The 20990-nt window shown below is 27.2% G+C and carries 24 protein-coding genes; 5 read left to right on the top strand and 19 right to left on the bottom strand.

Translation table 11 applies throughout. From position 1 onward, the window contains the following. Positions 1 to 146 precede the first annotated feature (146 nt). The 8 genes from IC219_RS12530 to IC219_RS12495 form a co-directional block, all read right to left on the bottom strand. Positions 147 to 569: a hypothetical protein gene (locus tag IC219_RS12530; protein ID WP_227434272.1), complete on the bottom strand. Its 423-nt coding sequence runs from the start codon at positions 567 to 569 to the stop codon at positions 147 to 149. Beyond that, positions 569 to 2884 carry a hypothetical protein gene (locus tag IC219_RS12525; RefSeq protein ID WP_227831195.1) on the bottom strand — a complete coding sequence of 772 codons (2316 nt, stop codon included), beginning with the start codon at positions 2882 to 2884 and terminating at the stop codon, positions 569 to 571. The genes IC219_RS12530 and IC219_RS12525 overlap by 1 nt, the downstream gene beginning before the upstream one ends. Next, positions 2884 to 3051 (bottom strand): hypothetical protein, encoded by a 168-nt coding sequence (locus tag IC219_RS12520; RefSeq protein WP_227434270.1) that lies wholly within the window; start codon positions 3049 to 3051, stop codon positions 2884 to 2886. The genes IC219_RS12525 and IC219_RS12520 overlap by 1 nt, the downstream gene beginning before the upstream one ends. Before the next feature lie 26 nt (positions 3052 to 3077). After that, a complete protein-coding gene (locus IC219_RS12515) occupies positions 3078 to 3524 on the bottom strand; it encodes a phage tail assembly chaperone (RefSeq protein WP_227831196.1) in 447 nt (148 codons plus the stop codon). A gap of 102 nt (positions 3525 to 3626) precedes the next feature. Next, positions 3627 to 4055, bottom strand: a complete 429-nt coding sequence (locus IC219_RS12510) for a phage tail tube protein (RefSeq protein ID WP_009896262.1) — start codon at positions 4053 to 4055, stop codon at positions 3627 to 3629. 13 nt (positions 4056 to 4068) lie between these two features. Next, a complete protein-coding gene (locus IC219_RS12505) occupies positions 4069 to 5133 on the bottom strand; it encodes a phage tail sheath subtilisin-like domain-containing protein (RefSeq protein WP_227831197.1) in 1065 nt (354 codons plus the stop codon). Between the two features lie 4 nt (positions 5134 to 5137). Continuing rightward, positions 5138 to 5581: a DUF6838 family protein gene (locus IC219_RS12500; protein WP_227831198.1), complete on the bottom strand. Its 444-nt coding sequence runs from the start codon at positions 5579 to 5581 to the stop codon at positions 5138 to 5140. Between the two features lie 251 nt (positions 5582 to 5832). After that, complete coding sequence (locus IC219_RS12495; RefSeq protein ID WP_227831199.1) at positions 5833 to 6273, bottom strand: hypothetical protein; 441 nt, start codon at positions 6271 to 6273, stop codon at positions 5833 to 5835. Positions 6274 to 6740: 467 nt separating this feature from the next. On the opposite strand from IC219_RS12495, the gene IC219_RS12490 reads away from it, so the two are divergent. From IC219_RS12490 to IC219_RS12480, 3 genes are all read left to right on the top strand, one after another. After that, positions 6741 to 7061 (top strand): XRE family transcriptional regulator, encoded by a 321-nt coding sequence (locus IC219_RS12490; RefSeq protein ID WP_227434265.1) that lies wholly within the window; start codon positions 6741 to 6743, stop codon positions 7059 to 7061. An 82-nt stretch (positions 7062 to 7143) separates the two neighbouring features. Beyond that, entirely contained in the window at positions 7144 to 7650 is a 507-nt protein-coding gene (locus IC219_RS12485) for an ImmA/IrrE family metallo-endopeptidase (RefSeq protein ID WP_227831200.1), read from the top strand. 709 nt (positions 7651 to 8359) lie between these two features. Then, complete coding sequence (locus tag IC219_RS12480) at positions 8360 to 9115, top strand: peptidylprolyl isomerase (RefSeq protein WP_227434332.1); 756 nt, start codon at positions 8360 to 8362, stop codon at positions 9113 to 9115. Between the two features lie 148 nt (positions 9116 to 9263). Here the strand turns inward: IC219_RS12480 and IC219_RS12475 are convergent, their stop codons facing one another. From IC219_RS12475 to IC219_RS12465, 3 genes are all read right to left on the bottom strand, one after another. Then, entirely contained in the window at positions 9264 to 9692 is a 429-nt protein-coding gene (locus IC219_RS12475) for a CBS domain-containing protein (protein WP_227434263.1), read from the bottom strand. Between the two features lie 422 nt (positions 9693 to 10114). Then, positions 10115 to 10315, bottom strand: a complete 201-nt coding sequence (locus IC219_RS12470) for a cold-shock protein (RefSeq protein WP_227434262.1) — start codon at positions 10313 to 10315, stop codon at positions 10115 to 10117. Between the two features lie 182 nt (positions 10316 to 10497). Next, positions 10498 to 11652, bottom strand: a complete 1155-nt coding sequence (locus IC219_RS12465; RefSeq protein ID WP_227434261.1) for an amidase domain-containing protein — start codon at positions 11650 to 11652, stop codon at positions 10498 to 10500. Between the two features lie 250 nt (positions 11653 to 11902). Here IC219_RS12465 and IC219_RS12460 point away from each other — a divergent pair, with 250 nt between their 5' ends. Continuing rightward, positions 11903 to 12724, top strand: coding sequence for a pyridoxamine kinase (locus IC219_RS12460; RefSeq protein ID WP_227831201.1), 822 nt, complete (start codon positions 11903 to 11905; stop codon positions 12722 to 12724). 80 nt (positions 12725 to 12804) lie between these two features. Here IC219_RS12460 and IC219_RS12455 read toward each other — a convergent pair whose 3' ends face one another. The 8 genes from IC219_RS12455 to IC219_RS12420 all read right to left on the bottom strand — a co-directional run bounded on the left by IC219_RS12455 (position 12805) and on the right by IC219_RS12420 (position 19587). Beyond that, complete coding sequence (locus IC219_RS12455; protein WP_227831202.1) at positions 12805 to 14196, bottom strand: sensor histidine kinase; 1392 nt, start codon at positions 14194 to 14196, stop codon at positions 12805 to 12807. A gap of 132 nt (positions 14197 to 14328) precedes the next feature. Next, complete coding sequence (locus IC219_RS12450; protein ID WP_227434258.1) at positions 14329 to 15084, bottom strand: lantibiotic immunity ABC transporter MutG family permease subunit; 756 nt, start codon at positions 15082 to 15084, stop codon at positions 14329 to 14331. A gap of 1 nt (position 15085) precedes the next feature. Continuing rightward, positions 15086 to 15805, bottom strand: a complete 720-nt coding sequence (locus IC219_RS12445) for a lantibiotic immunity ABC transporter MutE/EpiE family permease subunit (protein WP_227434257.1) — start codon at positions 15803 to 15805, stop codon at positions 15086 to 15088. A gap of 1 nt (position 15806) precedes the next feature. Continuing rightward, on the bottom strand, positions 15807 to 16514 hold the full coding sequence (locus IC219_RS12440; RefSeq protein WP_227823671.1) for a lantibiotic protection ABC transporter ATP-binding protein: 708 nt from the start codon (positions 16512 to 16514) through the stop codon (positions 15807 to 15809). A 126-nt stretch (positions 16515 to 16640) separates the two neighbouring features. After that, positions 16641 to 17171, bottom strand: coding sequence for a hypothetical protein (locus IC219_RS12435; RefSeq protein WP_227823670.1), 531 nt, complete (start codon positions 17169 to 17171; stop codon positions 16641 to 16643). 101 nt (positions 17172 to 17272) lie between these two features. Beyond that, entirely contained in the window at positions 17273 to 18346 is a 1074-nt protein-coding gene (locus IC219_RS12430; RefSeq protein ID WP_227434254.1) for a DUF4097 family beta strand repeat-containing protein, read from the bottom strand. Then, a complete protein-coding gene (locus IC219_RS12425; RefSeq protein WP_227482261.1) occupies positions 18339 to 19268 on the bottom strand; it encodes a DUF1700 domain-containing protein in 930 nt (309 codons plus the stop codon). Before IC219_RS12425 ends, IC219_RS12430 begins: the two co-directional genes overlap by 8 nt. After that, the gene (locus IC219_RS12420; RefSeq protein ID WP_009889116.1) at positions 19255 to 19587 is read right to left on the bottom strand and encodes a PadR family transcriptional regulator; all 333 of its coding nucleotides are present in this window, start codon (positions 19585 to 19587) and stop codon (positions 19255 to 19257) included. Before IC219_RS12420 ends, IC219_RS12425 begins: the two co-directional genes overlap by 14 nt. 189 nt (positions 19588 to 19776) lie before the next feature. On the opposite strand from IC219_RS12420, the gene IC219_RS12415 reads away from it, so the two are divergent. Continuing rightward, the gene (locus IC219_RS12415; RefSeq protein ID WP_227434252.1) at positions 19777 to 20907 is read left to right on the top strand and encodes an MGDG synthase family glycosyltransferase; all 1131 of its coding nucleotides are present in this window, start codon (positions 19777 to 19779) and stop codon (positions 20905 to 20907) included. The last annotated feature ends 83 nt before the right edge of the window (positions 20908 to 20990 follow it).

The following is a 20990-nucleotide window of genomic DNA, read 5'->3' as shown; positions in this document are numbered from 1 at the left end:
ACTTATAGTCTCCAGACCAAGAAACTGTATCTACAATATTGCTTATATCATATATATTTCCGTTTTTTATGTGTACCCAAATCTTTATAATAAAAAATCACCTACCTTTTTGTTTAAACTTTGAGTAATTTTTTATAACAATTACGCTACTTTTTAGGATTTGCTCTAGGTATCTGTAGTCTTTTATATTCTCTTAAATCCAATGAAAAGTACACATCTCTTGTACCATCTTTTTCTTCATAGCTAAAACCTTCTATTATCACTTCCATATTTATATTTGTCTCTGTAACTGTAAATCTCAATATGAAACCTTCATTCATCCACCTTTGAATTTTATTTACACAATCATATGGTGATGGAAATCCTTTATAATTACAAAAAGAGTATTCCTTATTTGGAAAAAAACTAGATATATTTATACTTCTAAGGGCTACTCCTCCAAAGGTCGCTATTTCTCCAACTTTAAGTATATTTGATGAGTTTATAGTTGCTTTTCCATTTATACTTATTGAGGATGGTATTACTGGAAATCTGAATCTATCTTCAGCTTGTCTAAGCCACATTTCCATTATAAAACACCTCCTAGTTGTGCCATTTGTATGCTTGCAACTAATTTTGATGTTACTTTTTCAATATCAGCTTCTTCTCTAATAACTATTGTATCAGCTAATTTAGCTATACTTATATTTCCACCATTTTTTCCACTTCTATATTGATTTGCTTCTTGTTTAGTTAAAACCATTTCACCTTCATGAAGTCTTGTTGAGAAATCATTGTATGGTACATAATTTAAACCAAATGCATTATTTTTACCAGAATCACCAGCCTTTGTTCCAGCATATGGATCCTCTTTATAATTTTTTTTACTTTTTTCCACTAACTTTAAAACAGTTCCTGTAATACTTCCATTCTTTATCTTATTAACCATAGTTTGCCACCACTTACATATATCTTTAACTATTTTACACACTTTATCTAATATGTTAAAGAAAGCTCCTAATATTGGCTCTACAATTTTCCATCCTGTTTCTAACAAAGGCCCTAATGTCTCCCATACTGTTTTCCATATAACTCCTAATGTTTCTATAAAATTATTTATTTGAGGAGCATATTCTCCTAAAAAAGTAAAAATTCTTGTAATAATTGGGCTGACGGCTTCTACAACAGGTCCAATCAATTGAAATGCAGTTGTTACTACAGTACCAAATATACTTATTATACCTTGTGCAACTGGTGATTTATTGTTTATACTGTCTAATAATCCGTTAACAAGATTTACTATAGGAAGTAATGAATTTGTTAATGCTGTAAAATCAATATTTTGAGCAAGCATCTGACCTGTATTACCTATTGCCCCCGGAATATGCCCTAGTGCTGTAGCTGTCTGAGTTTCAATTGGATTTTGTTTATTTTCAGCAATCTTTTTTCCATTCATTACATCTGCTACTTTTTGAGAAAATCCACCCAAACTTTGTGGTACTTTTTCTAAAAATGAATTTATCTTTTCTAATCCACCTTGTAATATAGTATCAAATGGTTCAATCATGTTATTCAATCCCATATCAATGTAAGTTGATGCACTAGATAATAAACCAGGAATTGTAGAAGCCATTTCATTAGCTAATCCATTTTGCTTCTCCTTTATACCTTTAAGTGCATCATCAAATGTTTTATAATTTTCTCCAACCAAAGTATTTAGTGCATCCATATTACCCTTTGATGCACTTACAAAAGCTGCTGACACATCTTGTTCACTACTGGTATCCATATTTAATGCTCTGACATCTACCATAGCCTGAGTTATCTTCTTTGATTTACCAGCATCTCCTCCACCAATCATCATTGCCTTAGTACTCATTGAAATAACTTCACTAGGATCAAAGGGTGTTTTTAATGCAACATCTTTTACTATATCATCGTAATAATCATTAGCTTCAGACTTAGCTTTAGCCTTATTTTTAATTCCTGTAGTTCTTTGAACAACATTAGTTAAAACAGCTTTTTGATTTTGCCCTTTACCTACTAAATCTACACCTTTTTTTACAGCTTCACCTACTGAAAATCCATTAGTAATATCAGATATTTTGTCTTTTATTCCTCCTAATACACTACTTGCTTTATCTTTTATTGAAATAGCTCCACTCCACACTCTCCCAGCAAATTGCTTTAATTTTGATAAGGTACCTATTAAAACATTTTTAGCTAAGTCTTTAACTGAAATGGCACTAATCCATTTACTATTTTTAATTTTACTTAATATATTTAGTATATTTTGAACACTGTTACTTCCTTTTACATCCATCACTACTCTGCTATTAAAAATTTTATTCTTAAGTCCAGGTAATTTATCAGTAACCATTTTTTTGGGAACATCTATTGTTCTAGTTTTAACTCGCTGAACAATCTCTTGTACAGTTTTTATTTTTGTAGGTTTATTACGCTCGTCTTTATTAACCTCAGAATTATTATTTTGGGATCTTGCATTTGGATGTGTATCCCTTCCTTTTTTACTATTTGCAATTTGTGATAATCTAACTAACTTACTTCTAGCCTTTTCTGCCTCTCTTCCAATTGTCCCTAAATCTTCACTAAAATTTTTACTTGATGAATTTGAATTATTCATACTTGCATTCATTTTTTCTATAGAAGAATTTACACTTTTTATGCTATCTTTCATTTTTTTTATAGAAGAATTTACACTACTTATACTACTACTTGCGCTAGCCATAGAACTCTTAATATTATTTGCCATTGCATTTGTTGAAGGAGAAACAGATACAGTAACTCTTCTAAAAGTCTCAGTAACTGATATGATTTGCTTCATTTTTGGAGTGTAATTATCTGTAAGATACATATTTATACCTTCTTCTCTTACATTACCCACTATATACCACCTCCTGTCAAAGGACAAACTCCGTATCCATGCTTCATTTTTTCAACTTCCTCTTCAATTTCTAAGGCGAAAAAAGCTTCAATAAGCTTTAATTCGCCTTTATCCATTGCATAAAAAAGGGACGGTCTAATACCTTTTGTCTTCCAATAATAATACATTATTGTGGTCTTGGTATCCGTCCCTATTAGTTTTTTACCTCTTCTATGACTGCATTTTTACCATAACCCATTACATCTTGAAGGATTCTGTATAGATTAGTAATTTCACCTGGTAACAATAGCTTTCTTGCTAATTCCTTTGGAGTTGGAGCCTTAAATTTACTCATTAATTCCTTGTTTTTAAATAAAAGCTTTCCATCTAAATCACAAACACCTTCTATAATTGTAAGCATCTGCATCTCTGGTAAGTCTATATCCGTTTTCATATTTTCATCAATTTTAAGACAAGTATTTTGTATCTCCTCATCTTTACTTATTGTCAATGCTCTACACATTACTTTAAACTCCTGACCAAATATACTTGATAATCTCTTAAGTTCAACTATAGTACTTGGTCTTTCTAAATTTTCTGTATCTACATTTAAAAGTAAGTCTACTATATTTATATTTTTTGATAATCCATTTTCACTCATTATTATCTACTCCTTTATCAATCAATTTCTATTAACTAATTAATTGTCCTTATTATCTAACAGCATTTATTAACTATATATTTACTAACTATCCAGATAAAACTAAATTATATCAAGGAAGTCATACTCAGTAAATGTGAAAGGAGCTTCTATTTCTCCTTTTACTCCAACTTCCCAATCAGCTAAAGTTAAGTCATCAAAAGCTATATTTTTTACTGCTATTCTCTCCGCTCCATAAGAATCTGGGTCATTTAGCTTAGATATAGCTACAAATCTAGGTTCAGAACCTCTTTTTATCTTTTCTCCTATTAATTTATGCATTCTTGAGCTGACATGATATAAAGTTATTGAACCTTTTCCTTTATAGCCCATATACTTCGTATCAGTTCCCATTTGACCTGCTATTATAATATCTTCCTTTGTAAATTCCATCTTTGCTTGAAATTTCTTTACTTCTGCTACTTTATCTCCATCAAGCCAAAGTTCTCCCCAAGTACCACTCATTACATTTCTAGCTTCCATATTTGCCATATTAATAATCCTCCTATATTTCTATTGATAAATCTATATCTTCCATAGCATCTAACATCTTTATTTTTGATGTTAAGAATACTTTTGAACCTGTATTAGCTTCTCTTAGTTCTTGCTCTTTCATATTAGATATATCTATATTTTTAGATTTTAAATACTGTTTTTGTGATTCTATATCTATATCTATAATTGAACCAGCTTCTATTAATTCTTCTTTTTCTAATTCTTCTAGATATTCTTTTATAGCTACTATTAATATACATTTATTATCATAACTATTAGGAATCTTGCCTATATAATCGTCTATTATTACTTTCTTTATATCATTATTTATAATATCCAAAGTGTCAACTATCTTGATTTTTTGGAACATCTCTCCTTTTTCTTCAGTTAAATCAGTTAAAGAATTTATTCCTCTAGCAATTCTTATAGCTCCAGATTCTTTAATAAGGATAAGCTCTCCATTATTAACTTTTGACTCTGCATCAGCTTTAGTGCTTTTAGGTATATCAATAACATCACCAAGCTTAGTATAAGTTATTGATTGACTTAAAGGTGTTCCTGCTATAATACCAGCTATTCTACTCGTAAACTCCTCAGCACTATACTTCTTTGTTCCAACTAATGTATCTTCTGTAGTAAAATTAATTATTCCCTCATGATTTCCTGCAACTTTGCCCAATATCGCTTTAACTTTAACCTTATCTGTATCTCTAAGTTTAATTATCCAGCTTTTGATGACATTCTTATCAGCTTCTATTGCTTTAGGCATACATAAATAATTAAATTCTTTAGTTTCTAAAAAGTCTAAGGCACTTTGAACCTCTTCCTCTTCTCCTAACACATAAACTAGTACTTTATTTGGTGCATTGACATTTCCCATCAAAGCCATTTTTATATAGTCTTTATTTTCAGCAGATAAATCAACTGGTATATCCTCTTTTTCATGTATTTCATTAAATCCTAATGCTTTGGTATCTTTAAGCACTATTGCAATTATTCCTCTAGCTGAACGCTCTTTAACAGTTGTAGCTAGCTCCTTAAATGATATATTGATACTTGGTAATCCTATAGCCATACTATCACTCTCCTAAGTTTAAATTTATTTCTTCCATATTTTCATATACTTCTTCTTTTTCATATACACTATCAAGAAAGTTTAATGTAATTGAAAAGTTCAATGTATAAATTGACTCTTCTTTTTTAATACTTTGTTCAATTTTAGTTATATTTAATTTTCTATCTCTTACATTTACAGTTCTATTAAATAGCTTATCAAGTTCATCTGAAACTTCATACATTCTTATATTATTTGATTGTGGTCTTGGTAAATACTTTATAGACATAACAACATCTTTGTTATTTGTCTTTAACATTATGGGTGTAGAAAGAAGTGATACCATACTTACAAAAAAACAAGACCCTTCTGAGCCTTGCATACTTTCATCATCAATAAAAATACTTTCATCAAAACTTTTTTTTAGTATATCAATAATTGTTTCTAATATTTCTTTCTTTTTAAGCAAATAATCACCACGCTATCACTAAATATTTTTTTACTTAATGTGGCAAACTTCTTATGAGTAGCATAAGTAATTTTTAAAGATATATCTAATTTCTCTACTGTTATGTTCCCTCTATATTTTTAGGTAATATCATGTTTCTCAATTCCTCACCTCCCTCACTATAGATTTCTTTCACAATAACATTATCTCACGTATTTCAGTTGGTGTTGTTGCTATAGTGTGTATAAAGTGTTGTAAAAGTGTTATGTTTTTTATAATATTTCACTTAATTTACAAATCATCTTTTTCTTTAAGTTGTAGCAAGAAGTTCTATCTAAATGCAATTTCATAGAAATATAGGTCATGTTATTTTTAGTCTTACTATTATAAAAGAGATTAAAAAATTCCATCTCCATATCATTTAGACAAGTTAGAGCATTTTCTATTTTTTCCTTTTCTATTTCTATATCATCTTTTTCCATTTTTAATTTTCTTAATCTCTCCTCTTTTTTTACAACTTCATTTTCAACAGAAGAACTTATATTATATGTAGTACTAGTTTTTTCAGTATAAACTACAGCTCCACATCCAAAGTATTCATTTTCACATCTTTTTATATCTAGGTTAATATTCTTTATCTTTACATCCAAATACTTGTAATTATGTAATCTTTCATCTACTTCCTTAAGTAATATATCTTTTTTATTATCCATTGTATTTCTCCTTTTTATATTTTATTGTCTTTAGCCTTAACTTTATAATGATAGTTTCTAATCAATAGCCTTATTGCAAGTTCCACAAACTTTAAAGAACATTTTGTTCTATATATATTCAAAAAATTTTATTCATATTTTGTTCTGAAATAACAGAATTTTTTATGCAAAATAAATCATAACTTTTTATGTCTATTTCTACTCTTGATATATAATTATTTGTAATTCCCGCTTTCTCCAAATTTAGTTTGCGACAACCTTATAGATTCTCTGTAACCTTTTAAATTATTTTTAAACATACTTTTCTCCTCCTAGTATAATTAAGAATATTTTGTTCTTATCTATATTCATTATATAGAATTATTTGTTCTTTATCAATATTTTTTAGAAAAAATCATTCTTTTTTCTTTTATTAGTTTTAATTTTTAGAACAATTTGTTATAATTTATACATAAGGTGGTGTTATAATGTTTGCCAAAAGATTAAGAGAACTTAGAAAGGAATTTGGATTTACTCAAAGAGAACTTGGTGAAAAAGTAGGAGTTTCTCAAAGAGTTTTAGGATACTATGAAACAGAAAACAGATTTCCTGATGAACATATTTTAAATAAATTGGCTGATGTATTTAATGTATCAGTTGATTACCTTCTTGGAAGAACCTTGGTTAAGGAAAATATTGACACTGTTGCGGCACATAGAAAAAATCCACATGAAGACTTACCTGAAGAAGCTCAAGAACAACTTAATGATTATATAGAATTTTTACTAAATAAATATAAAAAAAAATAAACTATATAATGAGCAGATTTATTTCTCTGCTCTTTTAATATAACTTTTCATCAAACATACATTCTATATTAGGGGGATTTTTATGAATAATTTGGATAAACTTTTTGAATTAGCTTCTCAGGAAGAGATAATAATTCATTATACCACTCATATTGCAGGTGACTTAGAAGGATTATATATAAACAGGCATGGTATAAAAGTTATATCATTACTCAGTAACTTAAAACAAAATACCAATAAACTTACATCCATATTAGCAGAGGAACTTGGACATCATTTCACTAGTTTTGGATACTATATATCCTCTTATAATGATTATTACACAAAAATCATTATAGATAAATGTGAAAATAAAGCTTTAAAATGGGCTTGTGAATTTTTAATTACAGAAGAAGATATAATAAATATAATTAATTCTGGTATTACTTGTGTTTATGAAATGGCTGATATACTTAATGTAGATATCAAATTTTTTCAAAAAAGATTGGAATTCTTATCATTAAAAAAACAAACTTTACCACTTGGTAATAATAAATATCTTGTATTAACTAATTTGCCATATTTCTACATATTTGATCCAATTTCATAATAAAATGGTAGTAATTTTAATTGACTTAATAGCAAAAATCTATATATTTATTTTAGCAAATTTTGGTTTCTATAAACTCAATATTAATATATAATAATGATAGCACATTATTTAAAATTCTAAAAACAAATACATGCTTTTTTAAGAAAGGTTGTTTGATGAATGTATAAAGAAAAGTTTTTTGATAATTATTTTAAGTTCTTAGCACTATTTTTTTGGCCAATTATGTGGTATAAGTGGATAGTAATTTCAAATGGTACTCTTGAAAATACATTATTTACTGCTTATACAATTGTTGCAATTATTTACATCATTTTATACTCAATATTTATAATAAAATATAAAGACATTACACAAATAGATTTCTTTTACAGGATAAGCACTTTACTTGCATTTATATTTACTCTTTTTAGTTTCTTGATATATCCAAAGAGTTTATTTTTCTTGTATCTAAAGATAGTTTTTACTGGAATATATTTTTATTATTCAATAGTAAAAACACTTAAATTTAAACATGAAGAAGGAATAGTGGGAATTATGGCCTCAATTCTATTGATTGTAATCACCTTGTTCTATTAAATCTAAGTCTATTTGACTTAATATGACTTTAAATGTTAGACATATACATCGTTTTCTGATATTATTTAAGTTGGTAGCTTTATATTAATAATGAAATACACTATAAAAGGAGTTAACTATTATGGAAAATATGGAAAAAAAAGTTTTAGTAACAGTTGGAGAAAAAGAGATAACTAATATTGATATTGAAAATGCATTAAAATCATTAGATCCTTATCAAGCAATGCAATTTAAAACTGAAGAAGGAAAAAAACATTTATTAAATGATTTAGTAAACCAAGAACTATTCTTCTTAGATGCTAAGGACGAAAAATTAGATGAAGAAGAAGTGTTTAAGTTAGAAATGAAAAAAATAGAAGCAAATGTATTAAAGCAATTTGCTATAAATAAAGTTTTATCTAGTGTTGATGTAACAGAAGATGAAAAAGTAAAATTCTTTGAAGCTAATAAGAGTTCTTTTTCTAAACCAGAAAGTGCAACTGCTAAACATATACTAGTAGATAGTGATGAAAAAGCTAAAGAAATACTTGCTCAAATAAAATCAGAAGAAATATCTTTTGAAGATGCTGCTGTTAAACATTCTTCTTGCCCATCTAAAGATATGGGTGGTGATTTAGGAACATTCGGTAGAGGACAAATGGTTCCTGAGTTTGAAGAAGCTGTATTCTCTATGGCTAAAGGTGAAGTAAGTGAACCAGTTAAAACTCAATTTGGATACCATATAATAAAGTTAGAAGACCTTCAAGAAAGTACAGAATCTACATTTGATGAAGTTAAAGATGAAGTTGAAAAAAGTTTATTATACCAAAAACAAAATGAAGTTTATGGAAATAAAATAAATTCTCTTAATGCTAAATATGGAAATCTTGTAAAATACAACGACTAATAATAAAACAACAGATAAAAAAGGCTGTCTTATCTATAATTTTTAGAAAAGACAGCTTTTATATTAAAGTTTAAGAATTTAATTTCATATTATTATTCTTTTATTACAAAGAATAGAAGTAGAAACTTGAAAAGTTTCAAAAAATTTTCTAATTATCATCTGCTAAATTTTTATATCCACGTATTATCTCATAACAATAACCTATTACATCTCTTCTTTTTATTATCCCAATAAATGTATCTTGGTCATCTATAACAGGAATAAAATTTTGATTTAAAGATTTTATTACTAAATCTTCAATATCTGCATTGATGGAAACAGGAGAATTATCCATTTTTCTATTTATATCTGTTACTGGAACATCTTCCAATCCTTTTAGGTCCAGATTTAAGTCGTTTTTTAATGTCCATAAAAAATCACCTTCTGTTATAGTTCCAATATATTTACCCTCTTTGCTTATTATTGGAATTGCAGAGTATTTGTGATATTCCATTTTTTCTAGGGCTTGCCTTATAGTGTAGTCTTCATATATATATGCTACTTCACTTTTTGGTGTTAGAAAGAATAATATGTTCATTACACTACCCACCGTTACCGAAAACTTATAAATATTATCCAATATTTATAATGTTACTTTTTTGCAGTAACTTTCTCCTTTCTCATTTTCTAAGTATTTTTTAGATACTATACGCTGTAACAAGCGTTTTTCTTTTAATAGCTTTAAATGTCTATACTTTATTAATATTTTTATATGGTCTATCAGCGTCACTTATTCTTTTTATAGAAAATTAACTAGAGGTTAATTGACTTAAACTTAGCCATAATAATTTTACTCTACACTATTAATTTTAACATATTTATCTTATTATTAATGCCTTTATTTTAATAATTTTAATTTATTTTGCAATTAATTTAGTTTACAAAAAACTGAAAAAACCGCTAAACGATTAGCGGCTTATCTGTCATATTACTAGAATACTAATATATATGAATTTTTAATTATAATCTAACTACGTTAGCAGCTTGAGGACCTTTAGCTCCATCCACTACTTCGAATTCAACACTTTGTCCTTCTTCTAATGATTTGTATCCATCTCCTGTTATAGCTGAGAAATGTACGAAAACATCTCCTTCACCTTCTACAGATATAAATCCAAATCCTTTTTCATTGTTAAACCATTTAACTACACCAGTTTTCATTAATAAATCCTCCTAAAAAAACACAATTATTTAGCTACTCTTTTCTGTAACCTTATTACTACTTTATCATATATAGCTATGTTTGTCAATTATTATTATTTTTATACATTAACAATCATTTTTTTTAATTTATAATATTAAATCATTGTTATCTTTTATACTTTATTTTTCTTTATAAATTTTTAATAGTTTATTTTTATTATATGGAATCTTATAGATTTATCACTCCAACCTAAATCCCATGGCACAAGCATTCTATCAGTATTATGACAGGTTACCAAAGGATATCCTCTTGAATCCAATCCCGTTACAGTCGAAACATGTGTTATTCTACCTTTTTTTTCATATCCTACAAAATCTCCAGGACGTAGATTATAAGCTTCTTTGTAAACATCTTCGTAAGAACCTTTAGCTATTAATGAACCTCTTCCACTATAGAGAGCATAATTTTTAAAAGCTTGCGCATTTACCCATGCTTTTGTTCCTGCTCTTTCACTATAATTCCAGATTGAATTTTTCTTAAACTTTCCACTTTCAAACATTATCTGTGATGCAAAGTTGGCACAATCTCCACCTTCTGGATTATAATCTCTATAATTTGGATTAAACTTCATACCATGTTCTTCATCTGCTGCTGCTCCACAGTATTTATGTGCATAATCTATAGCCTTCTTTTGCTCTTCTGTAAGCTGTAACTCTACAGCATTTTGTTGACCAATATAGCTTCTTATATCATCAGATTTTATATTTTCTAAATTTAAAGAATCTGCAAAAGGGTCTGTATACCACTCTTTAGTTATTACATATTGATTATCTATGATTTTTACATTTAGATAGTGATATGTACCTATTCTAAATACATTTTCTTTGTCCTTTTGATTTTCATATGAGTACTTATACTCAGTTGATACAGAACATATTATGCCATATAAGTCTTTTTCTTTTTCTTTTATTTTTTTAACTTTGACTCTTGTCTTTATGTCTTTAAACTTTACACCTTGTTTACTAGACCAATTTTCTAAATACTTCATCTTTTTTACTTCATTTTCATAAGCCCAAAGACCAAACTTTTTTTCTGTTTCATAAAGACCTTTTAAAATATTTTCATTTTTCTCTAATATTGCCTTATTTCTGTAGTCAAATAAATTTTCAAGCAATAACTTATACTGGTCTTTTACATCATCACCTTCAACAGTAGCAGATTCTATAACTTTTTCTTTCATATTTTTCATACTTAAATCATTAATTAAAAATACACCTGCTGTAGTAGCTAAAGATAAAAATACAAATGCCATTATACCTTTGATGTACTTATTTTTATTTTTCAGTATTTTCAAAGCCACACCTCCCAAATAGTACACCTTACGAATAAATTCACAAAAAAGCTATTATTATATACAATAATTTTCATATTTAATAATTCTCTATCTTATTATGTCCAATATTAAAAATTAATTGTATTGATACACTGTTTTTTTTACAAATTTTTATTTTATAATCTACTTTTTTCTTTTTTTTATAGTAATATATATGTATATAAATATTTTGATATCATTATGATTAATACATACTAATGGAGGGTTTTTTATGCAAAAAAAAGTCGCAGCAATTAATGACTTATCTGGAATAGGAAAATGTTCATTATCAGTTGCTATACCTATACTTTCAGCATTAAAGGTTCAATGTTGTCCATTTCCAACAGCTATACTTTCAAGTCAAACTGGTTATCCTGAGTTTACATTTTTAGATTGCACTGATGAGATGGTAAAATATTCAACTGTTTGGAAAAATTTAAAAGTCAACTTTGATAGTATATATAGTGGTTTTTTAGGTTCAAAACATCAAATTGAAATAGTGGCAAACTTTATAAATGATTATCCAAATGCTTTTATCGTAGTTGACCCTGTAATGGGCGATAATGGAATTATGTATCCAATCTTTACAGAAGAAATGAGACATGAAATTAAAGAATTAGTTAGACATTCAGATTTAACTACTCCTAATTTAACAGAAGCTTGTTTCTTAACTGGAAATGACTATACAAAAAAGGATTATAATAGAGATGAACTTATAAATATTGTAAAATCTGTATCTTCTTTAGGACCTAGTAAAGTTGTAATCACAGGTATATTAGAAGATGATAATATATTAAATTTAGCTTATGATAGAGATACTGACCATATATTCTTTACTTCTGTTAAATACAATAACTGTTCTTATAGTGGAACTGGAGATATATTTACATCTATACTTTGTGGTATGCTAGTGAATAACCATGACTTAGGAATAGCTGTTAATACTGCAACAGATTTTATATATAAAACGATAAATTATACGTCTCAATTTGACACTGATAGAAATGATGGAGTGATGTTCGAAAACTTTTTATCAGATTTAATTAATATATAAAATTAACCACAAAAATTATCCATTTTACAAATACCTACCAAGTATATAAAATTTAGGTATTTATAAAATGGATATAAGTATTAAATTATTGGTATTTCAATTGTTATCATTGCTCCACTAGTTTTTATAGAATTTTCAACATTTAAATTACCATTATGTTTTTGTATAATAGTATTTGCAATGTATAGACCCATACCATAATGAGATTTAGAGTTCCTACTCGAATCGCCTGTATAAAACTGTTCTGTAGCTTTTGATAAATCTTCCTTAGAAAAACCTCTTCCACAATCTGTAATTACAAATTTTAAATATCTTTGATTTACTAATACATCAAAATATAACTTACTTTGATTTGTTGAATAATCAATAGCATTTGAAATTATATTCATAATAGCTCTAAATAATAATTCTCTATCTATTGTTATATTCTTAGGTAAATCATCTTGCTTATAAAATTCCACATCTAAACTTTTTGTACTGGCCAGTGCTTCTATTTGCACCAAAACATCCTCTATAAATTTATCAATATTAATACTTTCTTTATTAATTGTATAACCTTTATCTGCTTTAGATATGTATATTAGAGTGTTAATATATTTTTCTATCTGAGTAACACCATTTGCTATATATTCCATATATTCTGATAGCTCAGGATTGTCATTTATTTCAATCAATAAGTCCGCATTTCCATGTATAATGGTTAATGGTGTCTTTATATCATGTGCTAATGCAGATATCTGTTCTTTTCGAGTTTCTTCCAGTCTCCACTGCTTTTCTAGAGAATCTTTTAATGCTAGCTTCATTTTTTCTATAGAAAAGAGAACATTATCAATTTCATAAATATCACTAGATTCTATTGTAAAATCTAAATCTTGCTGTTGTATTTTTTCTGTAGCATTTTTCAAAAGGTCCATTTTTGCATTAATTTTTTTACCAAAAGATTTTGATAGTATAACCATTTCAATAAAAAATGCTACAACAAAAATAATTATCCCTAATACTTCTGGCTTTGGCAAATATTTTCTTAAACCTGGAGAATTGAATTCTGATACTATATCATATCTTATTATACATACTTCATTTTGTCTAAAAAGTTTTATATAATTGTCTGACGAATGTCCACTTTTTACTTCAATACCTTTCATTAAATTCCAAGTTTTTTTTGCTTCTTCATTATTAAAAGTTCCCGAAGTCAATTTACCATCTAAAGTGTAGATTCCATAGTCACAAAAATCTGGTATTATATCTTTAGTTACTTTTTCACTTGAAATAATTTCATCTTTATATTTGTAGATTTGCTTTTCTGTATAATTGGATGGCAACACTACTCCTAATGATAATAACACAGAAAACAAAAATACTAAAAGAACTCCCAAAGTAATTGTTGTAACAAAGAATACAGACAAATATCTTACAAAAATAGTTCTTAACTTTACAACTTTTTTATTATTAGAATTTTTTTTCCGAAACATTCGTATCATATCCTCCAAACAGTTTAATTAACACCTAAGCAACTGTATATCTGATTATTTTTATCTCTTTTCTGTTATCAAATTATACTATAATATAATAATACAAATAATCTAAATAAACAATTAATTATTTTATTCTTCAGATTTCTTACCTTCCCATTTAGAAAACCAAATACATAAAATTACAAATGCAAAAATAGTTGCAAAGCCACAAATTAAACCTATTGACTGGAACTCTTGAATTGATTCAATTTCTTTAGAACTTGAAAAAGATGCCCAAACACTTACAAATCTAACACCCCATGCACAAGGAATATACTGCCATATACCATCTCCTAGTCCAGTTAGTAATAGTGCTGAAAGTAAAGTCTCCACTATACCTACTCCAATTGATGTTCCTTTTCCAAATCTCAAACTTAAGAATAAATGTAATATATATTCAAATAGATTACTTCCTGCTAAAATTAAAATTGAAATCATATAAAAACTTAGTGTAAAATGATTATTATTAAAAATAGTATCTATACCAAATTCAAAACCTAACACAGAAACTAATGTTGCTCCAAAACCAAGGCATATTAAAATTACATATTTACTTATAATTGTAAGGTATTTTGGATTAGATGATGTTAGTATATGCTTATAATTTCCTGAGTAATATTCTTGTTCAACGCACATTGAACACATAATACTTGATAATAAAGGAAAAGCTATAGCTATAACTTGTAAATATGCTACTATCTTTGATATACTATCATAACCTGAAATATTGTAATATCCTAAAAATAAGCCTATTCCTACTAATGCAATACAAAAGTGTATTAGTACTATGTAAGTTCTTTTTAGTTTTATCAAGTCAGAATTAAATAGTCTTATTAGTTGTGCCATATTATTTCACCTCTCTATTTTTAAACCAAGCACTTGTAGCTAAAGTAAATAATATAAATAAGGCAATAGATATTAATATCCCTGGTAAAATGACATTAGTGCTTAAAAGTTCATTTCCTTCTGGTACAGGAAGTCCATTTGGTAAAATATGCAATATTGCAGCCATTAATCTTGATGGAATTGAATATGGAAATAAGCACCATGAACTTGTAGTTGAAAAAACAGCTACTCCAAATACAGTGAAAAACATATTTATTAAAACTGTAATAAACAAACCAAATTTTGAGGCTAAAAACATACAAAGTGGAATTTGCCACATAAATAGTAAGATAAGTACTATAGTTCCAATAATATTTTGATTTATTAAAATAGTTTTCTTATAAACTACTCCAATAAAAACTATCCCTATCATGAAAATAATTGAAGATATACAAAGTATAATGGTACAATAAAGTATTTTTCCAGTCCAGATATTTTTTTTGTCAACTGGCAATGACAATACACCTCGATACTTCTTTTTTTCATCTTTTTGTACTACTAAAGAACAAATCAAAGTTATTGCTCCTGGAAGAAACATAGTATACCACCAATTGTAAGCACCATTTTGTCCTCCACCTAGTCCAAAGCAGATAAGTATAGAAAATATTGGGGCTATCCAAGACAATCTCATTCCAAAAGTTCCTTTCATCTTTAGGAATTCTGCTCTAACAAATCTTTCCATGTTACTTACCTCTCTTTCTATTTTCAGCTACAACTTTCATAAAAAGTTCTTCTAAATTTTGTTCCCTTGATACTTCTCCTTGATACCCTATTACTCCATTAGAAATTATTCCAATTTCATCTACAACTTGCTCAACCTCAGATAAAATATGACTTGATAAAATAACTGTAATTCCTTGTTTTGGAAAAGAACGAATCAGTTCTCTAAGTTCCTCAATTCCAATAGGGTCAAGTCCATTTGTAGGCTCATCTAAGATTAAAAGTTTTGGGTGATTTAATAATGCAATAGCAATACCAAGACGTTGCTTCATACCCAGAGAAAACTGACCTGAACGCTTTTTAAAAGTATCTCTTAAATCAACAATCCCTAAAACTTCTTCAATGCGAGAGTCAGGAATACCAAGTAATGTAGTATGAACTTTTAAATTTTCTCTTGCTGTTAAATTCTCATATATAGCAGGTGATTCAATAAGAGACCCAATGTTTGCTAAATCTTTTCTAGTCCATCTATGACCTTCAAATAATATCTTCCCAGAAGTGGGGTTTAAGATTCCTGTTATCATTTTTAATAAAGTGGATTTCCCAGCTCCATTCGGCCCTAATAATCCATAAATAGAATTATGTTTAATTGCAATTGAAATATTATCAACTGCAACCTGCTCCTTAAACTTTTTAGAAACTCCTTTTACTTCCAAAATATAATTACTCATAATTTTCATCCTTTCTTTTGTCAAACTTATTTACAAGAATCATTCTAAATCATAAATATAAGGATTTTATAAGAATTAAAAAATTATAAAAAAAATGATGTGCTTTTAAATAAAACACATCATTTCTTATGTTAACTCTATTAATTCTCCATTGTAGTATATCTCTACTTCTTCAATCCAAATACTATTATCATCTTCTTGAATGACATTTTTGATAATATTATTTATAGTATATATTATATTTTGTTCATTTAAATAATCATCTTTCCAAGAAACTCTCCCCTTTTCATCAGGTTCAACTAAGTTTATCTTAACTAGACTATCTTTTTCCTGAACTTCTACTTCCATATCTAAACCATTAAAATACTCATGTGATAAAGTATCTAAGATTAACTGTAGTTTTTCTTTTAATGTACTTTCTTCATCTATTTGTAAGTATTTTACTATCTTTTCATCCTTTGAAACTATCTCTATAGGTATTTTAGCTGTTCTTCTAGGATTAATTGTATCAGTTTCTTCTTTGATATCTTCACCTTTCTTTACAACTGCAGAATCTCTAGAATCAACCAATTCTACTTTGTCAACTTTATAATCCATACATGCTGTACTCAATAAAGTAGTAGCAATTATTAAAAAACTTACTGCTATTTTATTCATAAGTATCCCTCTCCCAATTCTATTTCGATACTTATTATACCATAGTATAGACTATATTTTTATACTTTTAGGTCAATTTATTAATTATAGTAATGAATTATTTACATTTCTAATTTATTTGAATTTATTTTTATAGTATACTCTTGTTCTAAATTCGACAAGTTTTCATTTAAAAGCCCTTTTATTTCTCTTATATTTTTATATGCGTTATGATTTTCTTCACTGTGTTCATATTCAATTGAACTATCATTGTATTCTTCTGACTCATCATTAATTTCTTCTATTCTTTCTTTAGATTTTATATCGCAATTAAACTTATACTTATTTACTGGTAGACTAAGACTTACTTTAGAATTTGGAACCTCTATATCTAAATTTTTAGCAATTGGAAAATCACAATATATGCTAAAGTTGTTATCGTAATGTGAATTTCTACCTATTTTTTCTTTTATATTTATATTTTCAGGTATATATTGTTCTACATTATTGACAAATATGTCTTCATATTCTGAAGATATATCTAATGATTCTGTTTCTATATTTACGTTTTTAACACCTAAGACTGATTTTGTAGATAATTCAAGATTATTGCTAGATATTAAGTTTAATGTATCTAGCTTATTTATATTATTTTCAGTTATAACTCTCTCAAATCTTCCATAAGAAGTCTTATATGTTATATTGCTTGAAGCTACATTATCATATACTAATAAAGATGAATCTACACTTGATACATTTATATCTACATTATTTGGTACATAGATTACTATTTCCCTATAATCTCCTGAAAACATATTATTTATAGATGTATTGAATAATTGGTCAAAATTTTTAATTTTTTTAACACGATTTTCATATTTTCTTTCACCTTTTACAACTAATGTCTTATCCTTTAAAGTTACATTATATTTGTAAAATTCATTGTTTCCTCTTGTTGTCACACGTACATCTTCACTTGAATGTCTCTTTATCGTAACATTTATATTGCCAACAGATACATCTAACTTGTCAATATTTACTTTTTCTTGATAAAGTTTATTTTCCTTTTTGAATTCAGCTTCTTTTTCGAGTCCAAAGTTTATTAAGCTTGGCATAACTAAAATCCCTGACCATGTTGTTCCAATTATACCTATTACCAATAAAACAGCAGCAAATATGGCAAGTTTCTTATTCATGTTTATCTTCTCCTTTCTTATCATCTATTTCTTCAAAATCTTTATACATTGCCTCAAAATTTATACTATCATCGTTGTAATTATCAGATTCCTTTATATTCTCTTCTTTTTCTATATTACAATAATCATCATATAAATCTTCATTACTATCTTTATTTAAATCTTTCTCACTTAAAGTATCCTTATTTCTTTTTTCCATCTTTTTATTTGCATTTATATAAATGTTTTTTCTCTTTATCCAATTTATATAACTGCCTAACAATTGTTTACCTAACTTTATAACAAACAGTAAAATTTGCCATGCCAGTATCTCTAAACCTATAAATGCTATAGTCGCAAATATACAAAACATTGTAACATCTGGAACCATTGAAATAAATTTAATCACAAATGGAATTGATATGACAAAAGCAATCAATGTACATACTAACCCAATAGCAACTGAAATAATAGCACATACAAATGCAAATGCTGGAATAATCAATAATAAGGATAAAAATACTAATAAAATCTTTATAGCTTCTCTAGATACTCCTCCGACACCTTCTTCTATACTTGGAGTAAGCTTATCATTTACTCTTTCTTTCGATTTATTGTACTTTTCTTTAGCTTCATCTTTTAAAATAGAATAACCCTTTTTCATATCTAACTTGAATTTACTAAACTTATCATTTAAAATATCTGTGTTTATTATTTTTTCATCTTCAATGTTTTTTTCTTTTGTCTGTAGAATAAGTTCTCTTGCTATAGATTTTGGTGAACCAAGTGATGCTATTATTTCCATATCACTCTTTCCTTCTATAATCCCATCTACAAAATATTCTTCATAATCTCTCAATATATCATTAACTTCGCTCTCAGAAAAATCCTTTTTTAGATAATCCTTTAAAATTTCCAGAAACTCAGTTTTATTCAAGTTCATTACCTCCCTCATCTTCACTTATTAAAATCTCAACAGCTTTTACAAATTCTCTCCACTCTTCCATCAGATTGGATAAGTTTTCTTTTCCTAGTGAAGTTATTCTATAGTATTTTCTAGCAGGACCCTCATTAGATTCTAGTATATACGTTTCAAAATACAAATCTTTTGTCAGTCTTCTTAGAATAGGATATATCGTTCCTTCATTTACATCTATTACTTTGGAAATATTATGTACTATTTCATATCCATACATATCTTTTTTAGATATTAGAGCAAGTACACAAATTTCTAAGACACCCTTTCTAAATTGTGTGTTCATATACTCCATCCTTTCTTTAAATACACAGTATTGTGTTTTACAAGGTACTATGTTAAAACTTCTTATGTTTTTATAATAACACAGTACTATGTTTTACACAATAGTTATTTTTTAATATTATTATTGATTAAATTCTTATGTAAATGTATAATACTCTAATCAGATATATTTTATGAAAGTGGTGATAAATTGTCTAAAACAAAAGAAGATAAAACTATATTAATCTTAACAGCTCAATTTGGTGCTGGTCATATAAGTGCTGCAAAAGCAGTTAAAGAATGTATCATGGAAAAATATAGTAATTACAATGTTGTTATACAAAACTTTATAAATGCAAGTATACCTATGATGAATAAGCCTATGGTGAAGCTTTATGAAAACAATACAAAATATACTCCTGGATTATATAATTATTATTATTATTTTAAGAAATCGTTTGACTCAAGACATGATTTCTCTCATAAATTATATACACCTAAACTTTCTGAGTATATTTCTGATATAAATCCAGATTTGATTATCTCTACATTTCCACTAGCTGCTGCTTGTGTAAATAATTTCAAGATAAAAAACCCTGATATAAATATACCAACATTGACAGTTATCACAGATGTTGTAGACAGTATGGAATGGGTTTTTGAAAATACAGATTTATATTTTGTTCCATCTCCAGAGATAAAAAATAGATTTTTTCAAAAAGGAATAAGTCCAGATTCCATAAAAGTTACTGGTGTTCCTGTAGATAAGAGATTCCAGATTGAAAGTAAAGAACCTTGTTATGGAAAATATAGGCTATTGCTTTTGGGTGGAGGAAGAGGTCTATTTGATATAGATGAGGATTTTATGCATTGGATAGATGACTTCATTGAAGAACATATTAATTCCATAGAGATTACAATAGTTACAGGTAAAAATAAAAAACTATATGATAATTTAACTCATAAAAAACCTCTAAAAAATATAAAAGTACTTGGATTTGTAAATGATATGTACAATCTGATAAAAGAATGTGACTTAATGTTGACTAAACCTGGAGGAGCAACTATATTTGAAGCAATCCAGTCTCAAACTCCAGTACTTGTTAAAATGCCAAAAGTTGGTCAAGAAATTGAAAATGCTAAATTTATAATAGATAAAGGACTTGGAATGATTTATAGTGATGACCTAGACCTAAAAAACATATTTTATAAGTTAGTATCAAATGAGTTTGATTCTATAATAAATTTTATGAAAAAGAATCTAGAAGAGTTTAAAACAGTCATTCATCCAGATGAAATTGCTGATTATATATCAGAGTTAATAGATAATCAATATAATTAATTTTATATTAATTTTATTGTAAAACTTAAAATCCAAAATTAAAGGCAATTGAGTATGGTTTTTACATTTGAGATTTAACTCAA

It is taken from the genome of Clostridioides sp. ES-W-0018-02 (assembly GCF_020658175.1).
Lineage (GTDB): Bacteria > Bacillota > Clostridia > Peptostreptococcales > Peptostreptococcaceae > Clostridioides.
This window is presented reverse-complemented; position numbering and strand designations above follow the sequence as displayed.

What these genes read in the sequence shown, in the direction of transcription:
- IC219_RS12530 (WP_227434272.1), bottom strand. Translation starts at nt 569, where the DNA reads ATGGAAATGTGGCTTAGACAAGCTGAAGATAGATTCAGATTTCCAGTA.
- IC219_RS12520 (WP_227434270.1), bottom strand. Translation starts at nt 3,051, where the DNA reads ATGTATTATTATTGGAAGACAAAAGGTATTAGACCGTCCCTTTTTTAT.
- IC219_RS12515 (WP_227831196.1), bottom strand. Translation starts at nt 3,524, where the DNA reads ATGAGTGAAAATGGATTATCAAAAAATATAAATATAGTAGACTTACTT.
- IC219_RS12510 (WP_009896262.1), bottom strand. Translation starts at nt 4,055, where the DNA reads ATGGCAAATATGGAAGCTAGAAATGTAATGAGTGGTACTTGGGGAGAA.
- IC219_RS12505 (WP_227831197.1), bottom strand. Translation starts at nt 5,133, where the DNA reads ATGGCTATAGGATTACCAAGTATCAATATATCATTTAAGGAGCTAGCT.
- IC219_RS12495 (WP_227831199.1), bottom strand. Translation starts at nt 6,273, where the DNA reads ATGGATAATAAAAAAGATATATTACTTAAGGAAGTAGATGAAAGATTA.
- IC219_RS12490 (WP_227434265.1), top strand. Translation starts at nt 6,741, where the DNA reads ATGTTTGCCAAAAGATTAAGAGAACTTAGAAAGGAATTTGGATTTACT.
- IC219_RS12485 (WP_227831200.1), top strand. Translation starts at nt 7,144, where the DNA reads ATGAATAATTTGGATAAACTTTTTGAATTAGCTTCTCAGGAAGAGATA.
- IC219_RS12480 (WP_227434332.1), top strand. Translation starts at nt 8,360, where the DNA reads ATGGAAAAAAAAGTTTTAGTAACAGTTGGAGAAAAAGAGATAACTAAT.
- IC219_RS12475 (WP_227434263.1), bottom strand. Translation starts at nt 9,692, where the DNA reads ATGAACATATTATTCTTTCTAACACCAAAAAGTGAAGTAGCATATATA.
- IC219_RS12470 (WP_227434262.1), bottom strand. Translation starts at nt 10,315, where the DNA reads ATGAAAACTGGTGTAGTTAAATGGTTTAACAATGAAAAAGGATTTGGA.
- IC219_RS12460 (WP_227831201.1), top strand. Translation starts at nt 11,903, where the DNA reads ATGCAAAAAAAAGTCGCAGCAATTAATGACTTATCTGGAATAGGAAAA.
- IC219_RS12455 (WP_227831202.1), bottom strand. Translation starts at nt 14,196, where the DNA reads ATGTTTCGGAAAAAAAATTCTAATAATAAAAAAGTTGTAAAGTTAAGA.
- IC219_RS12450 (WP_227434258.1), bottom strand. Translation starts at nt 15,084, where the DNA reads ATGGCACAACTAATAAGACTATTTAATTCTGACTTGATAAAACTAAAA.
- IC219_RS12445 (WP_227434257.1), bottom strand. Translation starts at nt 15,805, where the DNA reads ATGGAAAGATTTGTTAGAGCAGAATTCCTAAAGATGAAAGGAACTTTT.
- IC219_RS12440 (WP_227823671.1), bottom strand. Translation starts at nt 16,514, where the DNA reads ATGAGTAATTATATTTTGGAAGTAAAAGGAGTTTCTAAAAAGTTTAAG.
- IC219_RS12435 (WP_227823670.1), bottom strand. Translation starts at nt 17,171, where the DNA reads ATGAATAAAATAGCAGTAAGTTTTTTAATAATTGCTACTACTTTATTG.
- IC219_RS12430 (WP_227434254.1), bottom strand. Translation starts at nt 18,346, where the DNA reads ATGAATAAGAAACTTGCCATATTTGCTGCTGTTTTATTGGTAATAGGT.
- IC219_RS12425 (WP_227482261.1), bottom strand. Translation starts at nt 19,268, where the DNA reads ATGAACTTGAATAAAACTGAGTTTCTGGAAATTTTAAAGGATTATCTA.
- IC219_RS12420 (WP_009889116.1), bottom strand. Translation starts at nt 19,587, where the DNA reads ATGAACACACAATTTAGAAAGGGTGTCTTAGAAATTTGTGTACTTGCT.